Source organism: Micromonospora sp. CA-269861 (genome assembly GCF_050948505.1).
GTDB lineage: Bacteria > Actinomycetota > Actinomycetes > Mycobacteriales > Micromonosporaceae > Micromonospora.
Genome location: NZ_CP192014.1, coordinates 3,221,907 through 3,244,875, shown reverse-complemented (window position 1 = coordinate 3,244,875; position 22,969 = coordinate 3,221,907). Strand labels below are relative to the sequence as shown.

Annotated in this window: 22 protein-coding genes; 6 read left to right on the top strand and 16 right to left on the bottom strand. The window is 72.7% G+C overall.

Going from position 1 to position 22,969, the window contains the following annotated elements:
• Nucleotides 1-53: 53 nt before the first annotated feature.
• The 6 genes from ACQP0U_RS15075 to ACQP0U_RS15050 form a co-directional block, all read right to left on the bottom strand.
• Complete coding sequence (locus ACQP0U_RS15075) at nucleotides 54-314, bottom strand: hypothetical protein (protein WP_357205073.1); 261 nt, start codon at nucleotides 312-314, stop codon at nucleotides 54-56.
• Between the two features lie 67 nt (nucleotides 315-381).
• Nucleotides 382-1,632, bottom strand: a complete 1,251-nt coding sequence (locus ACQP0U_RS15070; protein WP_433320856.1) for a PLP-dependent aminotransferase family protein — start codon at nucleotides 1,630-1,632, stop codon at nucleotides 382-384.
• A 78-nt stretch (nucleotides 1,633-1,710) separates the two neighbouring features.
• Complete coding sequence (locus ACQP0U_RS15065; protein ID WP_433319829.1) at nucleotides 1,711-2,817, bottom strand: alpha-hydroxy acid oxidase; 1,107 nt, start codon at nucleotides 2,815-2,817, stop codon at nucleotides 1,711-1,713.
• Nucleotides 2,810-3,754, bottom strand: coding sequence for an alpha/beta hydrolase (locus tag ACQP0U_RS15060; protein ID WP_433319826.1), 945 nt, complete (start codon nucleotides 3,752-3,754; stop codon nucleotides 2,810-2,812). Before ACQP0U_RS15060 ends, ACQP0U_RS15065 begins: the two co-directional genes overlap by 8 nt.
• Nucleotides 3,755-3,761: 7 nt before the next feature.
• Nucleotides 3,762-4,973, bottom strand: coding sequence for a cytochrome P450 (locus ACQP0U_RS15055; protein WP_433319823.1), 1,212 nt, complete (start codon nucleotides 4,971-4,973; stop codon nucleotides 3,762-3,764).
• Between the two features lie 67 nt (nucleotides 4,974-5,040).
• Nucleotides 5,041-6,318, bottom strand: a complete 1,278-nt coding sequence (locus ACQP0U_RS15050; protein ID WP_433320853.1) for an SGNH/GDSL hydrolase family protein — start codon at nucleotides 6,316-6,318, stop codon at nucleotides 5,041-5,043.
• Between the two features lie 314 nt (nucleotides 6,319-6,632).
• Between ACQP0U_RS15050 and ACQP0U_RS15045 the strand changes: the two genes are divergently transcribed.
• From ACQP0U_RS15045 to ACQP0U_RS15030, 4 genes are read left to right on the top strand one after another with little or no spacing between them, the layout of a single operon-like run.
• Nucleotides 6,633-8,192 carry an AMP-binding protein gene (locus ACQP0U_RS15045; protein ID WP_433319820.1) on the top strand — a complete coding sequence of 520 codons (1,560 nt, stop codon included), beginning with the start codon at nucleotides 6,633-6,635 and terminating at the stop codon, nucleotides 8,190-8,192.
• Nucleotides 8,189-9,412, top strand: coding sequence for an MFS transporter (locus ACQP0U_RS15040; protein WP_433319817.1), 1,224 nt, complete (start codon nucleotides 8,189-8,191; stop codon nucleotides 9,410-9,412). Before ACQP0U_RS15045 ends, ACQP0U_RS15040 begins: the two co-directional genes overlap by 4 nt.
• Before the next feature lie 41 nt (nucleotides 9,413-9,453).
• Nucleotides 9,454-10,377 carry an aminoglycoside phosphotransferase family protein gene (locus ACQP0U_RS15035; RefSeq protein ID WP_433319814.1) on the top strand — a complete coding sequence of 308 codons (924 nt, stop codon included), beginning with the start codon at nucleotides 9,454-9,456 and terminating at the stop codon, nucleotides 10,375-10,377.
• Nucleotides 10,378-10,394: 17 nt separating this feature from the next.
• Nucleotides 10,395-10,799, top strand: a complete 405-nt coding sequence (locus ACQP0U_RS15030; RefSeq protein WP_433319811.1) for an MmcQ/YjbR family DNA-binding protein — start codon at nucleotides 10,395-10,397, stop codon at nucleotides 10,797-10,799.
• On the opposite strand, the gene ACQP0U_RS15025 is transcribed toward ACQP0U_RS15030, so the two are convergent.
• On the bottom strand, nucleotides 10,796-11,422 hold the full coding sequence (locus ACQP0U_RS15025) for a hypothetical protein (RefSeq protein ID WP_433319808.1): 627 nt from the start codon (nucleotides 11,420-11,422) through the stop codon (nucleotides 10,796-10,798). The two genes, ACQP0U_RS15030 and ACQP0U_RS15025, sit on opposite strands and share 4 nt — an antisense overlap.
• 172 nt (nucleotides 11,423-11,594) lie before the next feature.
• Between ACQP0U_RS15025 and ACQP0U_RS15020 the strand changes: the two genes are divergently transcribed.
• Together ACQP0U_RS15020 and ACQP0U_RS15015 are read left to right on the top strand one after the other, a co-directional pair.
• Nucleotides 11,595-12,533 carry an exo-alpha-sialidase gene (locus tag ACQP0U_RS15020; protein ID WP_433319805.1) on the top strand — a complete coding sequence of 313 codons (939 nt, stop codon included), beginning with the start codon at nucleotides 11,595-11,597 and terminating at the stop codon, nucleotides 12,531-12,533.
• Between the two features lie 39 nt (nucleotides 12,534-12,572).
• On the top strand, nucleotides 12,573-13,259 hold the full coding sequence (locus ACQP0U_RS15015; RefSeq protein WP_433319803.1) for an SGNH/GDSL hydrolase family protein: 687 nt from the start codon (nucleotides 12,573-12,575) through the stop codon (nucleotides 13,257-13,259).
• 79 nt (nucleotides 13,260-13,338) lie between these two features.
• On the opposite strand, the gene ACQP0U_RS15010 is transcribed toward ACQP0U_RS15015, so the two are convergent.
• From ACQP0U_RS15010 to ACQP0U_RS14970, 9 genes are all read right to left on the bottom strand, one after another.
• A complete protein-coding gene (locus ACQP0U_RS15010; protein ID WP_433319800.1) occupies nucleotides 13,339-14,697 on the bottom strand; it encodes a hypothetical protein in 1,359 nt (452 codons plus the stop codon).
• Nucleotides 14,694-15,662: an alpha-ketoacid dehydrogenase subunit beta gene (locus ACQP0U_RS15005; RefSeq protein WP_433320850.1), complete on the bottom strand. Its 969-nt coding sequence runs from the start codon at nucleotides 15,660-15,662 to the stop codon at nucleotides 14,694-14,696. The genes ACQP0U_RS15010 and ACQP0U_RS15005 overlap by 4 nt, the downstream gene beginning before the upstream one ends.
• Nucleotides 15,663-15,744: 82 nt before the next feature.
• Entirely contained in the window at nucleotides 15,745-16,716 is a 972-nt protein-coding gene (locus ACQP0U_RS15000; protein ID WP_433319797.1) for a thiamine pyrophosphate-dependent dehydrogenase E1 component subunit alpha, read from the bottom strand.
• On the bottom strand, nucleotides 16,713-17,504 hold the full coding sequence (locus tag ACQP0U_RS14995) for a DUF3050 domain-containing protein (RefSeq protein WP_433319795.1): 792 nt from the start codon (nucleotides 17,502-17,504) through the stop codon (nucleotides 16,713-16,715). The genes ACQP0U_RS15000 and ACQP0U_RS14995 overlap by 4 nt, the downstream gene beginning before the upstream one ends.
• A gap of 1 nt (nucleotide 17,505) precedes the next feature.
• Entirely contained in the window at nucleotides 17,506-18,435 is a 930-nt protein-coding gene (locus tag ACQP0U_RS14990; protein ID WP_433319793.1) for a phytanoyl-CoA dioxygenase family protein, read from the bottom strand.
• A complete protein-coding gene (gene hppD, locus ACQP0U_RS14985; protein ID WP_433319790.1) occupies nucleotides 18,432-19,523 on the bottom strand; it encodes a 4-hydroxyphenylpyruvate dioxygenase in 1,092 nt (363 codons plus the stop codon). Before hppD ends, ACQP0U_RS14990 begins: the two co-directional genes overlap by 4 nt.
• A gap of 75 nt (nucleotides 19,524-19,598) precedes the next feature.
• Complete coding sequence (locus ACQP0U_RS14980) at nucleotides 19,599-20,837, bottom strand: beta-ketoacyl-[acyl-carrier-protein] synthase family protein (RefSeq protein ID WP_433319787.1); 1,239 nt, start codon at nucleotides 20,835-20,837, stop codon at nucleotides 19,599-19,601.
• Between the two features lie 67 nt (nucleotides 20,838-20,904).
• Nucleotides 20,905-22,521: a class I adenylate-forming enzyme family protein gene (locus tag ACQP0U_RS14975; RefSeq protein WP_433319784.1), complete on the bottom strand. Its 1,617-nt coding sequence runs from the start codon at nucleotides 22,519-22,521 to the stop codon at nucleotides 20,905-20,907.
• Nucleotides 22,518-22,955 (bottom strand): beta-ketoacyl synthase chain length factor, encoded by a 438-nt coding sequence (locus ACQP0U_RS14970; RefSeq protein WP_433319781.1) that lies wholly within the window; start codon nucleotides 22,953-22,955, stop codon nucleotides 22,518-22,520. Before ACQP0U_RS14970 ends, ACQP0U_RS14975 begins: the two co-directional genes overlap by 4 nt.
• Nucleotides 22,956-22,969: the final 14 nt, after the last annotated feature.

Here is a 22,969-nt window from a genome sequence, read left to right as displayed (position 1 = left end):
ACCCCGGCACTCATTCGAGTGCCGGGGGTCGGGCCGTCGCGGGCCGGTGGCGATCAGGCCATGGGTCGCTTCAGGTGGTAGCGGTGGACCTCGGTGCTGCCCTGGACGTTGTTGACGTCCTCGGCGGCGGAGACGAGCTCCCACCCCTCCCGGCCGGCGCGGTTGAGGTGCGCGATGGCGGTGTCGCCGAAGGCCGTGATGTCCTTGCGTGACCCGTCCGGCGCGTACCAGACGAACGAGACGTGAAAATTGCGGCCCTGTCCCTGATAGCGACGGACGAGCAGGGCGTACTCCCAGGCAACCATGCGGCTTATTATGACCGTCCACCCAGGACGGCGACACGCGGGTCGTCGCGCATTGCCATCCGATGAACGCGGTGTGTCAACCCGCCCGGCGCGTCAGCTCGTCGGTGATCAGCGCCGCGAGCCGATCCAGCCCGACGTCGATCTGCTCCGGCGTGACAGCACTGACCGACAACCGCAACGCGCAGACCGGCGCGGTGTCGTCGTAGAAATGCGCCATCGGCGTCCACAGCACCCCGTGGTCACGGGCCGAGCGGTCCAGCAGCGCGTCGTCGACCGGGAACGGCACGGTCACCACCACGAAGAACCCGCCGGCCGGCACCGTCCAGCGCACCGCCGGCTGGTCCGGCTGGTCGGGGAAGCGCCGGGTCAGGCCGGCCACCAGGTGGCGCAGATTCCGGGTGTACGCGGACCGCTCCCGGTTGTTCGCGGCCACCAGGCTGCATCCGTGTTCGAGCAGCCGACCGCCGATCACCGCCTGCGCGATCGGCGACGTGTTCACCGTGACCATGCTCTTGATCATGGCCAGCTGGTCGGCGAGCGGGCCGACCCGCCCGTCCGCACCGGCCACCCGCTGGTCGGCGACGACGTACCCGACCCGGGCGCCGGGGAGCACGGTCTTGGCGAACGAGCCGAGGTAGACGACCCGTCGCCCGGTGTCCAACGCCTTGAGGGTGGGCGGGCGCGGCCCGTCGTCGATGTGGAACAGCCCGTACGGGTTGTCCTCCAGCAGCAGCAGATCCTCCTGCGCGGCCAGGTCCAGCAGCCGTTGGCGGTGGGCGGTGTCGATGCTGACCCCGGAGGGGTTGGCGAAGTCCGGCATCAGGTAGCAGGCGCGCGGGCGTAGCCCCGCCGCCCGTGCCCGGCGGACCTGAGCGGCCAGGTCGGCCAGATCGACCCCGGCCGACCCACCGGCGACCGGCCACACCGGCAGGTCCACCAGCCGGGCCGCCCCGGTCAGCCCGACGTAGGTCGGGGCGACCGCGAGCAGCACATCCGTCGGCCCGGCCCGCAACGCCCGCAGCACCAGGAACATGGCCTCCTGGCAGCCGACGGTCACCACCACGTCCTCCGGGTCGACGGTGATCCCCTCGTCGACGGCGAGGTTGCGGGCGATCAGGTGGTGCACGATGCCCTTGGTCCGGCCGTACTGCAGCAGTAGCCGCCGGGCCTGCTCCGGTCGGTGCCCCAGGTCGTCCACGAGGTGCCGGTGGAAGGTGTCCAGGTGCCGGTGCACCGCCGCGAGGTCAAAGAACTCCTCGTACGGCCGGCCGGCCGCGAGGGACACCGCCGCCGGATAACGCTCGGACACCTCGTTGAGGAAGTTCATCGAGGTCAGCGCCGGATCGCCGAGCGCGGGGTGCAGGTCGGCGACGCTCAGGTCGACAGGTTCGGCGGCGTTCACCCCTCAACCACCCGCCCCGAGGGTGCGCAGCTCGCCGGCCGCCGCCACGTCGGCGCAGCCGGCCAGGGTGAGCGCGTCGGTCAACTCGGCGACGAGCAGGCCCAACGCGTCCCGGGCGGCCGCTTCGCCGCCGACCGCCAGCGCCCAGAGCAGCGGCCTGCCAACCAGCACCCCGGCCGCGCCCAGCGCCAGTGCCCGCAGCACGTCGGTGCCGCCCCGGATGCCGCTGTCCAGCAGCACCTGGCAGTCGTCACCGACCGCGTCGACGACCTCCGGCAGCATGGTGACGCTCGCCGGTGAGCCGTCCAGTTGCCGCCCGCCGTGGTTGGAGACGACCACCGCGTCCGCGCCGACCCGGACCGCCTCGGTCGCGTCGCGCGGGTCCAGCAGCCCCTTGACCACAAGCGGCAGGTCGACCTGCTCGCGCAGCCACGCCAGGTCCGTCCAGCGCAGGGCCGGCGCGAACGACGCGGCGGTGTGCGCGGCGATCGCGGACACCCCGGGAGCACCTGAGTGGGCCAGCGCGTCGCGACCGTCGGGGAGGTTCGCGGCGACCACGTCGGTCGGCAGCCGGAACGCGTTGCGCAGGTCCCGGGGACGCCGGCCGAGCACCGGGACGTCCACGGTGACCACCAGCGCCCGGCACCCGGCCGCGACGACCCGGTCCAGCAGGTCGCGGACGAGAGCCCGGTCGCGCAGCCAGTAGAGCTGGAACCAGACGTCCGCGCCCACCCCGGTGACCTGTTCGATGGGTGTGCTGCCCAGCGTGCTCGCCAGGTACGGGATCCCGGCCGCGCCGGCCGCCGCCGCCAGCCCCAGCTCCCCGTCCGGGTGCACCAGCCGCTGGTACGCCATCGGCGCCACCCCGACCGGCATGGCGTAACGACGGCCGAGTAGCTGGGTACCGAGGTCGACGGTGTCCACCCCGCGCAGCATCCGGGGCAGCACCGCGACCCGGTCCAGCGCGTGCCGGTTCGCGGCGAGGGTCACCTCGGACGCGCTGCCGCCGGCCAGGTAGTCCCACACGTCCGGCGACAGTAGTGCCCGGGCCCGCTCCGCGTAGTCGGCGAGCGACACGGCCGGCACGTCGGCCAGCATCCGCTCACCCATCGACCGGCCCGGCCGGCAGCCCGAAGCGCTCCCGGAGGAACGCCGCAGCGCTCTCCTGCGCCCGCCGCCCGTCGGTGAAGGTCCCCGGCATGGCGAAGAACCCGTGGATCATGCCCGGGTAGTGCTCCAGCCGGGTGGACACACCAGCGTCGCGCAGCCGCTCGGCGTACCGCTGCCCCTCGGCGCGCAGCGGGTCCAGTTCGGCGGTGATCACCAGCGCGGGCGGCAGCCCGGACAGGTCGTCGGCGAGCAGCGGCGAGGCCAGCGGATCCCGGGCGTGCGCCGGGTCGGCCAGGTAGTGCGTCCGGTACCAGGCGACCGAACGGCTGTTGAACAGCGCCGGGTCGTCGTCACCTGCCGGTTCGCCGCTCTGGTCGGTGTTCGGGTAGACCAGCAGTTGCGCGACGAGCGGGGGCCCGTCCGCGCGGCTGAGCAGGGTGACCGCGGCGGCCAGGTTCCCGCCGGCGCTGTCCCCACCCACCGCCAGCCGGGTTGGGTCCACGCCCAGCCGGTCGGCGTGCCGGGCGATCCACGAGGCTGCGCCGTGGCAGTCGTGCACCGCCGCCGGGAACGGGTGCTCCGGGGCGAGGCGGTAGCCGACGGTGATCACCTGACAGGGCACGGCGTTGGCCAGGCGCCGGCAGATGCCGTCGGCGGTGTCGATGCTGCCGAGCGTCCAGCCACCGCCGAAGAAGTACAGCAGGGTGGGCAGCGGACCCGACCCGCTCGGCCGGTACACCCGTACCGGCAGTTCCCCGGCGGGGCCGGGGATCCGCTCGTCGCGTACCTCGGTCACCGGCTCGACCGCGCCGCTGCCGGCGCGGATCGCGGCCAGGTCCGCGGCGCGCGCCTCGGGAAGGGTCTGCACGTACAGCGGCGGGGTGCCGGCCGCGGCACGGGCCGCCCGGTACGCCGCCACCTCCGGATGCACTGCCATGTCGCTCCTATCCGCCGGTGCTGACCAGCAACTTGTCGATGCCGCGCAGGAACAGGCTGCCGCTGTACGTCGGCGTTTCGGTGACCGTGAGCGCGGGGAACCTGGCGAACAACCGGGGCAGCGCGAGCCGACCCTCCAACCGCGACACCGCCGCGCCGAGGCAGAAGTGCAGACCCACACCGAAGGCCAGCGACGGAGGGCCGGGACGGGTCGCGTCGAAGGTGTCCGGGGCTGGGAAGCGGGCCGGGTCCCGATTGGCCGCCCCGATCATGATCAGCACGTTGTCGTCAGCGGCGACCGGCACGCCGTGCAGCACGGTGTCCGCCGGCGCGGCGCGGGCCAGGAAGTGCACCGGGCTCGCCAACCGCAGCACCTCGTCGACGCAGCCCTGCGCCAGCGTGGTGTCGGTGGGCAGCGCCGCGACCGTCTCCGGGTGGGCCAGCAGCAACGGCAGCCCGTTGCTGAACATGTAGACGGTGGTGACGAAGCTGGCGTTGAACAGCACGATCAAGTTGCTGATCAACTCCTCCTCGGTCAGCTCCACCTCGCCGGAGTCGAGCGCCTCGACCAACGCACTGAGCAGGTCGTCCCCGGGCACCCGGCGGCGGTGCCCGAGCAGGTCCCGGTAGAGGGCCCGCAACTCCTGCGCGGCGGTGTTGGCGGCGGCGAGGCGCTGCGGGGTCTTCCCCGCCACGTCCAGGAATTCGTCAATCCACTCCACCCGCTCGCGGTACCACGGCAACTCCGCCGCCGGGATACCGATGAACTCGGCCATCACCAGGGCCGGGATCGGGTACGCGAAGTCGGCCACGAAGTCGACCACGCCCTCCCCGGCGTCCGCCATCCGGTCCAGCAGTTCGTCGACCACCCGCAGGATCACCGGTTCCAGCGCGCCGAGCCGGCGCGGCGTGAAGGTGCGGGAGAAGACGTGCCGCATCCGGGTGTGATCGGGCGGGTTGACGAACATCATCGAGGTCTGGAAGGTCCGCAGGATCTCCTGCTCCTCCCAGCCCGGCGGCGGCTGTTTCGTCCACTCCGGATCGCGCAGCAGCGCGTCGACGAGGTCGTACCCGACCGCGACGGCGGCCACCGTACGGTGCTCGGCGCGCGTCGGCACCGCGCTGATCGGGCCGAGCCGGTGCAGGTCCGCGTACCACGGGTACGGATTCTGTCTGCCCTGTTCGCTGTACAGGCCGGTGAGTATCTCCTCCACGTCCACGGCCAACTCCTCCCCAGGATGTCGGTGGCCGGGGGCAGCGGGGATCGCCCGCCGCCCCCGGCCGATGTCACAGGTCGAGCAGCCGCAGCGGCACGGCGTCGGCCAGTGCCTGGTTTCCGGCGTCGTTCGGGTGGATGTGGTCTCCCGAGTCGTACGCGGGCAGCAGCTGGCTGGGCCGGGCCGGGTCGCGCAGCACCCGGTCGAAGTCGAGCAGACCGTCGAACTCCCGGCTGCCGCGCAGGTACGCGTTCACCGCCTGGCGGGTGGCCTCCTTCTGCGGCGTCCACACGCCCGGCGCGCCGTGCCCCTCGTACGGGGTCAGCGTGGCCACCAGGCTGGTCAGGCCGCGCTGCTGGAGCTGCTGGTTGATCTGCCGCAGGGTGCCGATGATCGCCTCGGGTGCGTCGTTCGACATCCAGATGTCGTTGATGCCCAGGTGGGTGACGACGGTACGCACCCCGGTCTGCGGAAAGACGTCCTCGTTGAGCCGGGCCGCCGCGTTCGGGCCGAGCTGGTAGTAGCCCGGGTAGTTGCCGTCGCCCGGCTCGGTGCCCTCATGGTTGAGCCGGTTGCCGGCCAGGCTCAGGTTGAGCACGCCCGGGGTGCGCTTGTCCGGCCGGTCGGCGAGCAGCCGGTCGGAGAGCAGGTCGGGCCAGCGCCGGTTGGCGTTGACGGTGCTGCCGTTGCCGTCACCGATCGAGTCGCTGAGCACGACGAGCGAGCCTGGGCTGCCCTTGCGCTGCACGTCGATGCCGGAGAGGAAGAACCAGCAGCAGGTGGGACGGGTGGTGAACCCGGTGCCCTCGGCCACCCCGGTCAGATCCCCCGCGCCGATGAAGTTGGCCTGCTGGGACTGCCCGTGGAACGTGGTCGGGCCGGTCGGCGTCGGGAAGTGCAGGGTGACCACCAGGTCACTGTCGTCCGCGACCGGGAAGGCCAACGGGTCGCTGAGCAGTTCCGCGCCCCGGTTCATGGTCGCCGTGGCGGCACCGGTGAAGGTCAGCGGGCGCACCGACGCCGCGACGATGTCGGAGAGGTCGTCGGGGGTCGCGGTGTTCGGCCGGGCGATGGTGGCGCGCCCGACGGTAACCGCCTGCTCGCCGTAGAGGTTGCTCAGGCGTACCCGTAGCGCCGGGCCGCCCACCGACACGTGCACGATCATCCGGACGCTCTGGTTGTTGAGGCCGGTGTTGGTCAACCCGACCGAGTTGCCCCGGGTGACCGCGGTGGCCCAACTGCCCGCCCACTCGGCGCGGTCGGGTCGGCCGGCGGCGGTGCCGGACGGACCGGCGCTGGCGACGACGGCGGGTGCGCCGACGACCAACAGCGCGGTCGCGGCGGCGATGACAGGCCATCTCTTCGGGGTTGCCGTTGCCATGGAACCTCCATCGTGTGGCAGCCCAGGGCCGTCCGCTGACGGCGCCCGCCTGGACGATGGTCCAGAAACCTAGCCGCCGCCGCTGACGGGCGTCAATCAACCTGATCGACGCCATCAAATGTCCGGCGGGTCGCTCGGATCGCCCGTCGGCACGGTTCCTACCAGCCGTTTCGCGCCTAGGCTTCCAGGCGGCGGCGGTGCGGTCGCCCAAGCGCGCCACCGTCGCGTCGTCACCGGGAGCTGCCCGGGGACCACCGCTTTTCTCAGATGGGGGCTGCCGGATGACTGACGGACCCGGGCACACGCCGACCTACGTGCACAGGGTGTTGGACCTCTTCGCCGAATTCGGCGACCGGGAGGCGTTGGTCGGCGCCGACCGGCGACTCACCTACACCGAGGCCGCCGCGCGGGTCCGGGCGATGGCCGCGACGTTGACCCGGCACGGCGTACGGCCCGGGTCGGCGGTGCTGGTGACCGTCGCGAACGCGGTGGAGGGTCCGCTGCTGCAGCTCGCCCTGCATCTGCTCGGTTGCCGGACGATGTGGGTCGCCCCGGTGACCGCGCGCCGGGAGGTCGACGAGTTCATCCGGTTGGCCCGCCCGGACGCCCTGGTCTACGACGCCCGGGACCGGGCCAGTCTGGGCCCGGAGCTGGCCGCGGCGCTGCCCGGCACACCGGTCTGCTGCCTGGGCGCGGGCGGTGCCGGCCCCGACCTCACCGCCGACACCGACGTGACGGACCTGCCGACGTCCGTGCCGGCGCCCGAGTCGTTCCTGCAGACCAGCGGCACCACCGGAAGCCCCAAGCTGGTGCACCACCGGGAGAGCTTCTACGCCCAGATCCTCACCCTGGCCGCCGACTTTCGCGCCGCCGGGTTCCCGTTGCTGCGGCACCTGTCGCACTCGCCGATGTGGCTGGCCAGCGGGCAGATCACCACGCTGTTCAACCTGTTCACCGGCGGGGTGCTGTTCCTGCGCGACGACTGGGATCCGGTGGCCTTCGTGGACACCGTGCAGCGGGAGCGGATCAACTCGACGTTCGTCACCCCGCCGATGCTCTACGAGGTGTTGGATCACCCGGCGCTCGTCGGCGCGGACTTCTCCGCCATGTTCATGTTCAACGTGGGCGCCGGGCCCGCCGCGCCCGCCCGGCTGCGCCAGGCCATCGCGCGGTTCGGCCCGGTGCTGCGCATCGTGTACGGCCTCAGCGAGGCGGTCGTGATCACCGCGCTGCCCGGGCTGACCGACGATCCGGAGCACCCGGAGCGGCTGCGCTCCTGCGGACGGCCCTACGGCGACGTCCGTGTCGAGATCCGCGACGACGACGGAGCGGTACTGCCGACGGGCCGCGACGGCGAGGTGTGGGTGCGCACCCGACTGAGCTTCGCCGGCTACCACGGTCAACCGGAGTTGACCGCGCAGACGCTCGTCGACGGGTGGGTGCGGACCCGCGACATCGGCCACCTCGACGACGACGGCTACCTCTACCTGGTCGACCGGGCGCACGACATGATCGTCACGCACCGACGGAACTGGGCGATCTTCTGCCGCCCCATCGAGGACGTGCTGGTCGGGCACCCGCGGGTACGCGCCGCCGCCGTGATCGGCGTGCCGGACGAGACGGTCGGCGAGGTCCCGTACGCGTACGTGGTGCTCGGGCCGGACGCGACGGTCACCGGGGCGGAGCTGATCGACCTGGTGACCGCCGACCTCAACGAGATGTGGGCGCCAGCCGGCGTGGAGTTCGTCGACCGGCTGCCGGTGAACCGGTCGATGAAGGTGGACAAGCGGGCGCTGCGCGCGCGGTACGCGGCCCGCCGGGCGGCGGCGGTCGGGGCGTGACCCCCCGCCGGCAACTGGTCGTCCTGGTCAGCGCCGACCTGATCTCGAACCTGGGCACCCGCATCTCGGTGGTGACCATCCCGTGGCTGGTGCTGGTCACCACCGGCAGCCCCACCAAGATGGGCCTTGTCGCGTTCGCCGAGACCCTGCCGTACCTGCTGTCCAGCGCGTTGGGCACGCCCTGGGCGGACCGGATCGGCCTGCGCCGTACCTCGATCCTCTGCGACGCCGGCAGCGCGGTGGCGATGGTCGTCGTGGCGCTGACCCCGTGGTTGGGCTTCGCCCCGCTGGTGGCGCTCGTCGCGGTGGCCGGCGCGCTGCGCGGCATCGGCGACCGGGTGAAACACGTGATGTTCCGCCCGGTCGCGGAGGCCGCCGGAGTGCCGCTGATCCGGCTGACCTCCGCGTACGACGGCCTCAGCCGGGTGATGACCCTGTTCGGCGCCGCCGTCGGCGGCCTGTTGATCGCCGCGTTCGGGGTGACCGAGGCGATCCTCATCGACGCGGCCAGCTTCGGCGTCTGCGCGCTGCTCGTCGGCGTCCTGGTCCGCCCGCCGGCCGCCCCGACGCAACCCGCCCAGCCGGAGAGCTACCTGCGCGCGCTGCGGGGCGGCTTCAGCTACCTGGGTCGGGACAGACCGCTGCTCGGCATGCTCGCCGTCATCTCGGCGCTGAACATGGTGGCCAACGCCAGCGTGGCCGTCTACATCCCGGTCTGGGTGGCCCGGGAGTTGCACGGCCCGAGCGGGCTCGGCCTGGTGCTGGCGGCGTTCTCGGCGGGCGCGCTGCTGGGCAACCTGTTGTTCACCGCGCTCGGGCCCCGGCTGCCCCGACGGCTGACGTTCCTCCTCGGCGCGCTCGTCGCCGGCACTCCCCGGCTGGTGGCGCTGGCGATCAGCGACGAGCTGCCGGTGGTGCTCGTGGTGACGTTCCTGTCCGGAGTCGGCATCGCGGCGATCAACCCGCTGCTCGGCGTGGCGCTCTACGAACGGGTGCCGCCGGAGTTGCAGACCCGGGTGATCGGCATCGCCGGTTCGTTGGCGTTCGTCGGGTTGCCGGTCGGCGCGCTGCTCGGCGGCTGGTCGGTGGACGCGCTGGGGCTCACCCCGGCCCTGCTGACCATGGCGGCGGCGTGCCTGGTGGTCACCGCGTACCCGCTGGTGGCCCGCTCGTCCGAGTCGACGACCCCGACGCGGTCCACCCCCGTCGCCACCTCGTAAACCCGTTGCGGGGCTGGCCCGGCTGCCGCAGGCTCGGGCCGATGAGCGAAGCAGCCCCGTACGGCGTGCCGGAGACCGACGACGCCGTGGCCGACCGGATCGACGTGACACTGGTCCGCCGACTGGTGGCCGAGCAGTTCCCCCAGTGGGCGCACCTGCCGGTACGCCCGGTCGAGGTCGACGGCTGGGACAACCGTACGTTCCACCTGGGCGGGACGATGACCGCACGGCTGCCCAGCGGTGCCGGGTACGCCCTCCAGGTCGCCAAGGAGCAGCGTTGGCTGCCGGTGCTCGGGCCACAGTTGCCGGTGCAGATCCCCACGCCACTGGCACACGGCCGGCCCGGGGCCGGATACCCGTACCCATGGTCGGTCTACCTGTGGATCGACGGGCAGACCGCCCGCGCCGAGCGGATCGACGACCTGACCCGGTTCGCCACCGACCTCGCCGCCTTCCTACGCGCCCTGCGCAGCGTGGACACCACCGGCGGCCCGGCGGCCGGCCCGCACAGCGCCTGGCGGGGCGGGCCACTGTCCACGTACGACGCGGAGACCCGGGCGGCGATCGACGCACACCGCGAGCGGATTCCCGTCGACACCGTCACCGGCATCTGGCAGGCAGCCCTCGACGCCACCTGGGCCGGGCCGGCGGTCTGGTTCCACGGCGACATCGCGGACGGCAACCTGTTGGTCCGCGAGGGCCGACTCGCCGCCGTCATCGACTTCGGCTGCTCCGGCGTGGGTGACCCGGCCTGCGACACCGTGATCGCCTGGACCCTGCTGCACGGTCCGAGCCGGAACGCCTTCCGCGCCGCGCTCGGTCTCGACGACGCCACCTGGGCCCGGGGACGAGGCTGGGCGCTGTGGAAGGCGCTCATCACACTGGACAATCCCGACCCGGCCAAGGCCGGGTGGGCCCGGCACGTGCTCGGCGAACTCCTCGCCGAGCAGAGCGTGCCCCGCTGAGCGCGTACCGTGTGGGAATGGCCAGCTGGGACGACGTCCGTCGGATCGCGCTCGCGCTGCCCGAGGCCACCGAGCGGGCCTCGTACGACGGGCTGCCCGCCTGGCGGGTGCGCGACAAGCTGTTCGTCTGGGAACGACCCCTGCGGCGCGCCGACCTCGACGCCCTGGGCGCGGCCGCGCCGGACGGCCCGCTCCTCGGCGTTCGGGTCGCCGACCTCGGCGTCAAGGAAGCCCTCCTCGCCGACGACCCGTCGGTCTATCTCACCACCCCGCACCTCGACGGCTATCCGGCGGTCCTGGTCCGGCTCGACCAGGTCAGCCTGCCCGAGCTGACCGAGGTGATCACCGAGGCGTGGTACGCCCGCGCCCCGAAGCGGCTCGCCGCCACCCACCGCGCCGACAAGGAGTCGACCAACGGCTAGACCGGGGTCGGGGTGGCGTGTTCGGTACGACAACGGGGGCAGCGCAGTCGCGACCCGGTGGCCGTCGGCGGCACCCGTAGTTTCTGACCGCAACCACAGGTCAGCACGGGAGCCAATGACCGCAGGTACTCGTCCCGCTCCCGTCGCGGCCACCGGCCGTGGCAGCGGGCGCACCACTTCGGTGGGTGGCTGTGGTAGTGGGCCAGGCCAAACGCGCCCGCGACCATCAGCGTGACGGGGACCAGCAGGCCCAGCGGCGCGAGCAGCGCGGGCAGCAACCCACCGACGCCGTCGGACACCAGCACGGCGACCACCGAGAGCACCACCACCGGCACACCCAGCAGGGTGAACCCGAACCCCCAGGCGAAGACCAGCAGGGACGGCAGGAACAGCCACATGCCGGCGGGCGCCCACCGGCGGACCCCGTACCCGCCGCAACGGGGGCAGTTCGGCGACGCCTGGTGCGGCACCGACCGCAGCACCTTCGGCGTCAGCCACTCGACCAGCCGTTTGACGATCTCCTCGACCAGCTTCGCCGCGAGGGCCTGGAGGAACGACTCGATGGCCCCCACCTCCTCCGCGCCGAGCGACCGGCCGTCGCCCCCACCGTCCGGCCGGCCCACCGACCATCGTGCGCGGTCCGCGCCACCATCCCATCCCAGCGCGCCGGCAGCGCCGCGCGAACGACGCCGATCCGACAGCGGAGGGTGTTCGTCGGACGTTCCACTGATCGCCGCTCACGCGTCGGCCGGGTCGGCTACCGTCAGCGCCCTGCAACCCAGGAGGCCGCCGGGTATGACGTCGTCAGCAACTCGCCGCAGCAACGCCGAGGTCACCGCCGTTCGCCGGATCGGCGACAGCGCCCCGCACAGCGCGTTCACCGACCTCGTCCGGTACGCGGGGAGCTGGTTCTGCGCGTTCCGGGAGGCGCGCACGCACCTCAGCGACGACGGCGTGATCCGGATACTGACCTCGGCCGACGGGCGATCGTGGACGTCCGCCGCCGTCCTGCGGCAGGCCGGCGTGGACCTGCGGGACCCGCGCTTCGTCGCCGGGCCGGACGGTCGCCTGCAACTGCTGGCGGCGGCGGCCACCGGGGAGCCCACCAAGACGTTCCAGACGGTGACCTGGCACTCCGGCGACGGGCACGCCTGGGGCGATCCGGTCCCGGTGGGCGAGCCGGGTGTCTGGGTGTGGCGGGCGGCCTGGCACGACGACACGATGTACGGCGTCGGCTACGCCACAGCGGATCCACGCTTCGCCCGGCTCTACCGCAGCACCGACGGGGTGGACCTGCAACCGTGGGTGTCGACACTGTTCGACGGCGGCTACCCCAACGAGTCCGGTCTGGTCTTCGACCCGGACGGCACGGCGCACTGCCTGCTGCGCCGCGACGGGGACGACGCCACGGCGCAACTCGGCCGGGCCGTGCCGCCGTACCGGGAGTGGACCTGGACCGACCTGGGTGTCCAGGTGGGTGGCCCGACGCTGCTCCGGTTGCCCGACGGGCGGCTGCTGGCCGGGGTGCGCCTGCACGACGGCGAGCTCCGCACCGCGATCTGCCTCGTCGACCCGGACCGGGGCGAGCTGACCGAACTGGTCGCGCTGCCGTCCGGCGGCGACACCAGCTACCCCGGCCTGGTCTGGCACGACGACCTGCTGTGGGTCAGCTACTACTCGTCCCACGAGGGGCGGACCTGTGTCTACCTGGCCGAGGTCAGCCTGACCGGCTGAGCCTGGCCCGGCAGCCCGGCGGTCGGTTAGCGTGCCGGCATGCCATCGGCGCTCACCGAATCGACGGACCCGTACTGTCTGCGTCCCGGAGAGGCCGCCGAACTGCTGCACGGGCACCCGTGGCGGCGGTTCGTCGCGCTCGGCGACAGCGTCGTGGAGGGCATGTGTGAGCCGACACCTGGCTACCCGGACGTGCAGTGGGTCGCCCGCGTCGCCGCCGAGCTGACCGCCGTACGCCCCGAGCTGGCGTACCGGAATCTGGGTCGACGCGGGCTGCGCGCGCACCAGGTACGCGCCACGCAGCTCGCCCCGGCGCTGGCCTTCGCACCGGACCTGGCGCTCGTCGTCTGCGGCGGCAACGACGCGTTCCACCCGGCGTACGACGCGCAGGCGGTGGACGCCGAGCTGACCGCGATGATCACCGCGCTGCGCGACGTGGGCGCCGACGTGATCACCGTGGGCATGTTCGACGTCTCGCACAGCCCGGCGGTGCCCGAGCACCTCCGGGACGGTCTGGGAGAACGAATGCGCCGCCTGTCCGCCCACACGGCAGACCTGGCTCACCGTCTCGGCACGGTCCACGTGCACCTGACCGACCACCCGCTGACGGCCGACCCGACTCTCTACAGCACCGACGGCCGCCACGGCAGCGCCCGCAGCGACGCCATAGCCACAGCCCAAACCCTCCGCACCCTCTCCCCCCACCGCAACCGCACCCGCCGTTGATCATGAAGTTATTGCCACGACACGCCGCCGCGCAGGGCAACAACTTCATGATCAACGGGGGTCAGGCCCGGGGGTGGGGTTAGTTGTGGAGGAGGATTCCGGTTAGGAGGACGCCGTGGGCCAGGTTGAGGACTCCGTCGCAGCCGGGGTAGCCGACCCTCGCCAGGCCACCGGAGGCTCGGCGGCCGAACAGGTACGGGGCCAGGGAGTACGGCACGTCGGCGGTGACCGTCTCACCGGTCTCGATCTGGACGAAGTCCATCGACACCCGGTCGGTCGGCAGGTACTCCTGCAGGATCGCGCCGCCCTGGTCGACGGCGGCGCGCACACCGTCGGCCCAGTCCGCCGCGCTCAACTCCGGGCCGAGCAGCACGCCGTGGCCGGCCGAACCGTCGGCCGGCTTCGCCACAAGCGTGGCCTGCTCGGCGACGGCCCGGTCCAGCACCGCAGCGGTCAACGGCACCGTGTACGGCACGTGCCGGCGGATCAGCGCCTGGTCGTCGGCGGGTAGCCCGTCCACGTCCTCCCACAGCCAGGCGAACGTGGTCTTGTTGCCGAGCAGCCAGGCCGCCGCCGACACGAACATCGGTAGGGTGCCGGCGGCGAGGGCCAGGGCCACCGCGTCCAGGCCCGCGGTCGGGGTGACCCGGTTGGGCACGAACAGCCGGAACAGCGCGTCGACAGGCGCGCCGTCCACGACCAGGCGGTTGCCGGCGTCCAGGGTGGCGGTGGACACCGGGGCGATGACCAGGTCGATGCCGAAGTCCCGGGCCCGTACGGCGAGGGGGTCGAGGATCCGGATGAACGTCTGCGGGTCGTCGAGGCCGGGATAGTCGGCGTCGAAGTCCATCAGCAACGCCACCCGGGCACCCTCGGGCAGCCGCAGCTCCTCGCGGATCGCCACGAACCGCTGGTCGAGCAGTGACGGCGCGGCCCGCACCGGCAGGTCGTCGAGGATGCCCTGTTCCTGGTAGAGGCGCGCGTACCGCTGGATGACGGTGTCGGCGTCGAACCCGCCGCCGAGGCTGCTGTCGATGTTGTACTCGACGAACTTCGGCACCCCACCGGAGAAGATCACGTCCGGGCGGTACGCGGCCAGCAGCGCCTCGGTCAGCGGTTCGGCCTCGTCCAGCAGCCGGGTCTCCCCCGCCGGCACGCCGAGCAGCCGGCGCAGCTCGCCGGCGGTGCCGGCCCGACGACGGCAGGCGTCGAGGATGAGCTGTGCGAGCCGGTCGCAGACCTCGTTGAGTTCCCGCCAGGCGTCGGCGTTGAGCACCGGGGGTCGGGCCAACCGCCACTGCTTGTTGTAGGTGGCCCGGCCGTGGAAGACCTGCTCCCATGCCGCCGCGCCACTGGCCACCATGGCCCGGCGGGCCGGCTCCGGCAGGTCGTTCCAGGCCCGGCTGGCCGCCGGCCACGCGTACTTCGGGTCGATCATGATGAGTCCTTCATGGTCAGGTGGATGGCGGTGGCGAGCTGGTCCCGGCCGGGCTGCACGGCCCGGTCCAGTGCCGGGGCGAACGGCAGCACCGCACCGTCCGGTCGGGTGACCCGACGCGGCGGGGCGAGCAGCCGGACCCGCTCCACCACCGAGGCGATGATCTCGGCGGCCAGGCCGCAGGAGCGGTTGGCGTCGTCGAGCACCACGAGCCGCCCGGTGCGGGCCACCGACTCGGTGAGACCGTCGATGTCGAACGGGTACAGGGTGCGCGGGTCGAACACCTCCACCGAGACCTGGTCGGCCAACTCCTCGGCGACCGCGAGCGCGTCGTGCACCAGGTGCCCGATCGCCACAACCGTGACGTCGTCGCCGAAGCGGTGGATCCGGCCCCGGCCCAACGGCACCGGCACCAGGTCGTCGACGTCGTCGCGCACGTCCATCGCGCCGGCCGGCGCGAACACCACCACCGGGTCGTCGTGGCGGATCGCGGTGACCAGCAGCCCGTACGCGTCGGCCGGGGTGGCCGGCACGACGGTGACCACGCCGACGTGGGCGAAGAGGCTGTACGGGTGGTCGGAGTGCTGCCCGGCCCACCCGGTGCGCGAGCCCGAGCCGGGCACCAGGTAGGTGACGGGGACACTGCACTGCCCGCCGGTCATCAACGGGAACTTGTGGGCGTGGTTGACGATCTGCTCGAAGACCAGGAACAGCAGCGACGGGATCTGAAACTCGATCACCGGCCGCAGCCCGGCCAGCGCCGCCCCGGTGGCGAAGCTGGTGAACGCCTGTTCCGACAGAGGCGTGTCGCGGACCCGTTCGGTGCCGAACCGTTTGGCCAGCCCGGTGGTCACCAGCGACGCCCCGACCTGGATGTCCTCGCCGAGCAGGAACACCGCCTCGTCGCGGGTCAACTCGTCCGCGAGGGCCCGGGTCAGCGCCCGGCGGTACGACAGTCGGGGCACCTCAGCCACCTCCGGTGCATAGGGTCATTCAGCCACCTCCGGTGCGTACGGTCATTCAGCCACCTCCGGTGCGTAGGGTCATTCAGCCACCTCCGGTGCGGGCGGTCAGGCCGCTGGCGTACAGGTAGGTCAACGCGTCGGCCGGGTCGGGTTCGGGGCTGTTCAGGGCGTACCGCACTGCCGCGTCGACTGTCGCCTCGACCTCGGCGTCCACGGCGGCGCGCTCGGTGTCGGAGAGGCGTTCACCCTGGATGCGCACCGGGTCCCGGGCCCGAGCACGGCTCACCTCGTCGGGTGGGCGGTAGTCGAGGCGTACCGCGTGTTCGAAGGTGTGGTGGGCGTCGAAGCGGTAGGTCCGGGCCTCAATCAGCTCGGGGCCGCCGCCGGCGCGCATCCGGTCGACGGCGGCGGACGCGGCGACGCGTACCGTCTCGGGGTCCTGACCGTCGACCTGGACGGCCGGGATGTCGAACGCGGCGGCCCGACCGGCGATGCTGCCGGCGACCGCGCCGGCGACCGGCATGGTGGTGGCGTAGCCGTTGTTCTCGCAGACGAACAGCACCGGCACCCGCCAGAGCGCGGCCAGGTTGAACGCCTCCAGCAGCATTCCCTCGTTGACCGCGCCGTCGCCGAAGAAGCTCACCCCGACGGTGTCGCGGCCCCGGCGGCGGTGGGCCCAGACCGCGCCGGTGATGATCGCCCCGGAGGCGCCGACGATCGCGTTGGCGCCGAGCACGCCGATGCTCAGGTCGGCGGCGTGCATCGAGCCGCCCCGGCCGGCGTTGAGGCCGGTGACCCGGCCGCACAGCTCGGCGAGCATCCGGGCCGGATCGGCCCCGCGGGCCAGGACGTGCCCGTGCCCGCGGTGGGTGCCGGCGAGCACGTCGTCAGCGCCCAGCGCGGCGCAGACGCCGGCGGCGATCCCCTCCTGACCGAGGTAGGGGTGGATGCCGCCGACGATCTGCCCGCCGTGGACCAGCTCCACCGCCCGTTCCTCGAACCGGCGGATCAGCCGGACCGTGCGGTAGAGCCGGACCGGGTCGGCGTCGGTCACGCAGGCCCCTTGATGGCGGCCAGGATGTCGTCCCAGAGCCGGGCCCGAGCGGCGAGGGCGGTGTTGACCGTGTCGGCGCACTCCTGCCACTTGGTGTCGTCGTCGCCGCACAGGTCGGCGAGCATCTGCATGGCCATCGGGGTGTGCTGTTCGCCGTCGACCTCGATGTGCCGCTCCAGGTAGTCGACGAACGTGTGCAGCCTGTTGCTGCGCTCGTTGACCGAGACGACCTGGGTGAACATGTCCGGGATCAGGTCCTCCCGGCCGAACGCGAAGGCCGCCGCCTGGCAGTGCACCGGGGTCGACTCGATGATCTGCCAGGTCGTCGCGGCGAACCTCGCGGACGCGGCCGGCGCTCCCGCCTCGGTGAGCGCCTCGGTGACCGGACGGCCGGAGCGCAGCAGGTCGATGAGGGCGTTCACCGCAGTGGTGTCCGCGCCCGCCTCGGCCATGCCCTGCACGTACAGCTCGAAGTGGCTGATGTAACCGCCGCCCAGTTCGTCGCTCTCCTCGACCATGACGATGTCGTTGATGAGGCGGCGGCTGCCGGTCGGGCCGGTCGGGATCCACGGCACGGTGATGCAGGTCAGTTGCCGTTGCAGCGACTTCAGCAGGGACATGAAGTCCCAGACCGCGAAGACGTGGTGCTCCATGAAGGTGACGAGCGCCTCGTGGGTGTCCAGGTTGGCGTAGAGCGGGTGCTTGACCACGACGTCGCGCCGGTCGGTCACCGCCCGCTCCAACCGCTCGATGCCCGGGTGCGTCTTACCCCAGTCGTACCGTGACATGTCAGCCTCCCTGCTGGGCGCGGTGGCGCCAGATGACCGGGCAGTAGTCGGGGTCCGCGTAGTCCGGCCGCCCGTCGTGGGTGCGGCGGACCAGCACGTCGTGGTTGTACGCGGCGAGCGTGCCGTCGGAGAGGGGATACTCCCGCCAGGCGTTGTCGCCGTCCTGCAGGTGCAGCGAGATCGCCTGTCGGGGGCGACCGCTGACGTTGGGGCCACTGCCGTGGTAGGTGCGGCAGTGGTGGAAGCTCAGGTGTCCCTTGGGGATCACCATCGGGATCTTGCGGATCTCCACGCCGTTGTACGCGGCGTTCTCGGCCAGCATCTCCTCCAACTGGCTGCGATCCCGGTCGGCGAAGTGCCGCACCACCGTGTCGTCCGCGCCGATTTCCTTCCACCGGTGCGAGCCGTCGACCATGGTGATGGTGCCCATCTCCTCACCGCAGTCGTGGAAGGGGATGAACGCGGTGAGCATCTTCTCCGACGACGAGGACGCCCAGTAGTGCTTGTCGAAGTGCCAGGGCACGATGTTGCTCGGCTCGCCGGAGATCGGCGGCTTGTAGATCAGCGTGGACTGGAAGACCCGGATCTCGTCGGCCTGGGCCAGCCGGGCGGCGACCGCCCCGATCAGCGGCTTGCGCAGGATGGCGCCGAGCCCGTCGTGCTCGTGGTGGACGTAGTCGTTGTGCCGCTGCACCGGGCCCTTGGACGGGTCCCAGTAGGCAAGCTTCGGTGGGCGTACCGGCAGCCGGCGGTCCCGCTCCCCGTCGTAGTAGCGCTGCGTGGCGGCGGCGAGGGCGTCCACCTCGTCGTCGGTGAACACCTTCTTCGACAGGTACCAGCCGTGCTCGGCGTAGTGCCGCACGTCGTCGTCCGACGGCAGCAGCGCCCGCTCCTCGGCGGTCAGCGTCGGTTCGTAGCCGGTCACGCTCATGCGCCCACCCCCTGTGGTGTGGCCGCCACGGCGGCCAGTTCCCGTTCCTTGGCCTCGTAGAGCGCCTTGATGTTGCCGCTACCGAAGCCCCGCGCGCCGCGCCGCTCGATCAGCTCCAGGAAGAGCGTGCGACGTACGTGCATCGACTCGGCGAAGATCTGCAGCAGCTGACCGTCGTGGTCGGAGTCGACAAGCACACCCAGCTCGCGCAGCCGCTCCAGCGGGGCGTCCACCCGACCGACCCGCGCCTCCAGGGCGTCGTAGTAGCTGGCCGGCGTGCCGGCGAAACGCACTCCGCGCCGGCCCAGCGCCTCCACGGCGCCGACGATGTCGTCGGTGCGCAGCCCCAGGTGCTGCACTCCCCCGCCGGCGTGCTGGTCGAGGAACGCGTCGATCTGCCCCGGCCGCCGGGTGCGGTCCGGTTCGAGCAGCACCACTGTGACCCGCCCGGACGGGCTCTGCACCACCTTGGAGTTCATCGCCTGCCCGTCGACCTCGATGTGCTCCTCGAAGATCTGCGCGAAGTCGAACAGCGCCTCGAAGTGGCGGACCGTCTCGTCGAGCTGACCGGGCGGCACGCAGACCGCCAGGTGGTCGATCTCGGCGAGCACGGGCGGGTGGTCGGCCGCCGTGGACGCGGCCGCGGTGATGGCGCCGGGCAGGAACTCGCCCCGGTCGCCCCGGCGTTGCACCAGCCGGTGCCGCACGTCGGCGAAGCCGTCCACCTCGGCGATCACCACCTCGGCGTCCGCGCCGGTGCGGGTGGTCGGCGGCGTCACGCCTGTCGCACCCCGGCCCACCAGCTCGGCGTACGCGGCCGCCACGTCGTCGACCTCGACCGCGACGACCGCGATGCCGTCACCGTGGCGCTGCACGTACCGCGCGGCCGGATGCTCGGCGCTCAACCCGGAGGTGAGCAGCAACCGGATGTCGCCGTGGCAGAGCAGCAGCGAGCGTTGCCCGGCCAGCCCGGTCTCCGGGCCACCCTGGCCGCAGATCTCGAAGCCGACGGCGGTGCTGAAGTAGAAGGCCGCCTGTCGGGCGTCCCCCACGTAGAGTTCGATGTGGTCGATACCACGGATGTCCATGTCCCCTGAAACCCTTCCCACCCGGTTCCCCCCGTATTGCCGTCCGGACGCGCCCCGCCCGGGATGCCGCCTCGATCACCCCCTCGGCTCGGCGACGCGCGCCAGCAGCAGGCTCACGTTCTGGCCGCCGAACCCGAACGAGTTGGTCACCGCGTACTCCGGGTCGGCCTTGCGGGGCGCGCCACGGATGTGGTCCGCCGGGCAGGCCGGATCCGGATCGTCGAGGTGGTACGTCGGCGGCAGGAGCCCCCGGCCGAGCGCCAACGCGGTGGCCGCCGCTTCCAGCACCCCGGAGGCGCCGAGCAGGTGGCCGGTGAGCGCCTTGGTGGAGCTGACCGGCACACCGCCGACGCCGAACACATCGGCCAGGGCGGTGGTCTCCGCGATGTCACCGAGCTTCGTGCCGGTGCCATGCGCGTTGACGTAACCGACAGCCGCCGCCGGCACACCGGCGCTGCGCAGGGCCCGACGGATGCACGCCGCCGCGCCCGCGCCGTCCGGGCGGGGTGCGGTCGGGTGGTACGCGTCGGTCGTCGCGCCGTGGCCGGCCACCTCGGCGTACCCGGCGATGCCACGCGCGGCGGCGTGCTCGGCGCGTTCGAGCACCAGCAGCGCGGCGCCCTCGGACAGGACGAACCCGCTGCGGGACGTGTCGAACGGCCGACTCGCCCGTCCCGGATCGGTGCCGGCGCGCGCCAGTGCCCGCGCGTTACCGAAGGTGTCGGCGAAGGTCGGGAAGAGCGGCGCCTCGCTGGCCCCGCAGACAACCACGTCGACCTCCCCGGTCGCGATGAGCCGTACCCCGTCGGCGACCGCCTGTGCGCCGGAGGCGCAGGCGGTGCCGACCGACGAGCTGTAGCCCCGGATGCCGTGCGCGATGGCGATCCGCGCCGCCGGCATGTTCGGCAGGATCCCGGTGAGCAGGTACGGGCTGACCGCCGCCCGCCCCCGGGCCGCCCGCGCCAGCACCTGCGACTCCAGGGTGGCCATCCCCCCGACCCCACCGACGATCACACCGATCCGGTCGGGGTCGACGTCGCGGCCCACCTCGATGCCGGCGTCGGCGAGAGCGTCGGCGGCGGCGAGCAGGGCGAGGACGACGATCCGGTCCAGCACCCGGGTCTCCGGCCCGGACGCGACGGTCCGCGGGTCGATGTCGGGCAGCAGGCCGGCGACGTCCAGCGACTCCCTCGCCGGGTGCCCCTCGGGCGGGCGGGTCAGCCCGGACCGACCGGTGGTCAGCGCGTCGAAGGTCTCCTCGACGCCCCGCCCGACCGGCGTGAACAGACCCATCCCGGTGATCAGGGCGGTCACGCCACCGCTCCGCTTCGCTCCGCGGCGGCGGGAGCCTCCACGCTGCTGCGCTGCCTGATTCGCTCGCTCATGAACTCGCCTCGGTGAGGTAGCGCTCGCGCAGGACGACCTTGCGGACCTTGCCGGTCACGGTGACCGGGATGTCGGCGGAGCGCACCGGCACGACCCGGCGCAGCGTGGCCCCGACGTCCGGGCCGAGGGCCGCGCGGACCTGGCCGGTGCGGTCCTCGGCCTGGTCCGCGCCGGCGGCCAACTCCAGCAGCACGTCGGTGACGACCCCGCCGGCCTCGGCGACGATCACCACAGTGCAGTCGGTGACGTCCGGGCAGGCGGCGAGGATCCGCTCCTCGGACAGCGCGGTGTAGAAGCGCCGCCCGTCGCCGGCGTCGACCGAGTCGACCGCCCGGTCCAGGTGGTAGTAGCGGCCGTCGGCGTCGGCGCGGACCAGGTCACCGGTGAGGTACCAGCCGCGCTGGCGGAAGCGGTAGGTGGTGGCCGAGTCGTTCCAGTAGCCCCGGAACAGCGACGGCGAGTCGATGCCCAGGAAACCCACCTCGCCGACCGGCACCGGCTCGCCGTCGGCGTCGAGCACCGCGACCCTGGTGAACCGGTACGGGCGGCCGATGCACCGGCCGTACCTGTCGGTGTCGGCGCGATGGGTGATGTGGAACATCGAGTGCCCCATCTCGCTGGAACCCAGCCCGTCGATGAAGACCGAGCCGGGCACCCTCGCCACGCCGTCGCGGGTGACGGTGTCGTGCCAACCGACCGCGACGAGGCGGCGGATGTGCGGCTCGTGCGAGGCGTCGCCGGTGTTGAACCACAGCCGCACCGAGTCCAGGTCGTACCCGGACAGGTCGAAGCGGGCCAGCTCCGCCCAGGTGACCGAGAAACCGAACACCCCGTCGGGTCGCCAGCGTTGGATCGCGTCCAGCACCTGCTCACCGCCCTGCTCGGACAGCAGGAACATCTGCGCGCGGTTGCCCAGCGCCTGGTTGACCATCAGCACCGTTGCGGTGTGCGGCGCGGGCAGCGCGTTGAGGATCCGGCTGGTGCCCTGCGCCTGCGGCATGGTGAGCAGGTGCCGGGTGGCCGCGAACAGGCTGGCGTGCGAGTGCAGCACCGCCTTGGGCACCCCGGTTGTCCCCGAGGTGTGGGTGATGACGATCGGGTCGTCCGGGTGGTGCCGGTAGTGCGCCGGGGCGGTGGCCGGGTCGCCCGTGCCGGCCTGCGCGGGGGTGCCGAGCAGCGGTACGCCCAGGTCGTGCCCGGCCAGCAGCGCGGTGTGCGCGTCGTCGGCCAGCACACCGACGCCCCGCAGGCGGCGGATGTACTCGGCGGCGATCTCCGGCCGGAGTTTGCCGTTCATCAACGCCGGGATCGCCCCGAGTCGAGCCAGCGCCAGGAAGCTGAGCACCATGTCGGCGGCGGCGGTGGCCCAGACGGCGACCGGGTCGCGGGGGCGTACCCCCTGGTCGTGCAGCCAGGCGGCGCGGGCGGCGACCCGCTCGTCGAGCCGCCCCAGCGTCAGTGGCGTCTCGGCGGGGTGCCCGTCGACGGCGGTGTCGAAGGTCAGGCCGGGTCCGTCCGGGTCGGCGCCGTGCGCCAGTACCCGGGCCAGGACGTTGCCCGCGCCCACTTCGCTGTCGGCGGCCAGTACGCCGCGCAGTCCCCGTGTCCTCATAGTCGTGCTCCTCCCCCCAGCAGCACCGCGGCCGCCTCGGTCGGCTTGTCGGGTGCTTGTTCGATCAGAATCAGCAACACCTCGTCGGCTTCGCCGTCGTCGCGCAGCAGGTCGGCCTCGGCGACGCCGTCGGCGTACGGGTCGCCGGTCGGGCTGAGGCAGACCACCGGGCCGCGCAGGTTCCAGCGGGCCGCGACGTGCCCGGCGACGCTGTTGGGCACGGACTGGAAGAAGAACAGCGGGCCGACCCGCCCGCCGGCCTCGACGGTCGCCCGTACGTGCTCGGCGCTGGCGAGATCACCGCTGGCGCTGACCAGCACGATTCCCGTCCGCACCCCGGCGGGCACCCCGGCCGACCCGTAGGCCCGCCGCAGACACCGTTCCGCGACGGCCACCACCACCGGCGCGAAGTCCGAGTGCACAAACCCCGGCACCCCCGCAGCGAGGC

Coding starts and splice junctions, on each gene's coding strand:
- ACQP0U_RS15070 (WP_433320856.1), bottom strand. CDS start 1,632: ATGAACTTCCTCAACGAGGTGTCCGAGCGTTATCCGGCGGCGGTGTCC.
- ACQP0U_RS15065 (WP_433319829.1), bottom strand. CDS start 2,817: ATGGGTGAGCGGATGCTGGCCGACGTGCCGGCCGTGTCGCTCGCCGAC.
- ACQP0U_RS15060 (WP_433319826.1), bottom strand. CDS start 3,754: ATGGCAGTGCATCCGGAGGTGGCGGCGTACCGGGCGGCCCGTGCCGCG.
- ACQP0U_RS15045 (WP_433319820.1), top strand. CDS start 6,633: ATGACTGACGGACCCGGGCACACGCCGACCTACGTGCACAGGGTGTTG.
- ACQP0U_RS15035 (WP_433319814.1), top strand. CDS start 9,454: ATGAGCGAAGCAGCCCCGTACGGCGTGCCGGAGACCGACGACGCCGTG.
- ACQP0U_RS15030 (WP_433319811.1), top strand. CDS start 10,395: ATGGCCAGCTGGGACGACGTCCGTCGGATCGCGCTCGCGCTGCCCGAG.
- ACQP0U_RS15020 (WP_433319805.1), top strand. CDS start 11,595: ATGACGTCGTCAGCAACTCGCCGCAGCAACGCCGAGGTCACCGCCGTT.
- ACQP0U_RS15015 (WP_433319803.1), top strand. CDS start 12,573: ATGCCATCGGCGCTCACCGAATCGACGGACCCGTACTGTCTGCGTCCC.
- ACQP0U_RS15010 (WP_433319800.1), bottom strand. CDS start 14,697: ATGATCGACCCGAAGTACGCGTGGCCGGCGGCCAGCCGGGCCTGGAAC.
- ACQP0U_RS14995 (WP_433319795.1), bottom strand. CDS start 17,504: ATGTCACGGTACGACTGGGGTAAGACGCACCCGGGCATCGAGCGGTTG.
- ACQP0U_RS14990 (WP_433319793.1), bottom strand. CDS start 18,435: ATGAGCGTGACCGGCTACGAACCGACGCTGACCGCCGAGGAGCGGGCG.
- hppD (WP_433319790.1), bottom strand. CDS start 19,523: ATGGACATCCGTGGTATCGACCACATCGAACTCTACGTGGGGGACGCC.
- ACQP0U_RS14975 (WP_433319784.1), bottom strand. CDS start 22,521: ATGAGGACACGGGGACTGCGCGGCGTACTGGCCGCCGACAGCGAAGTG.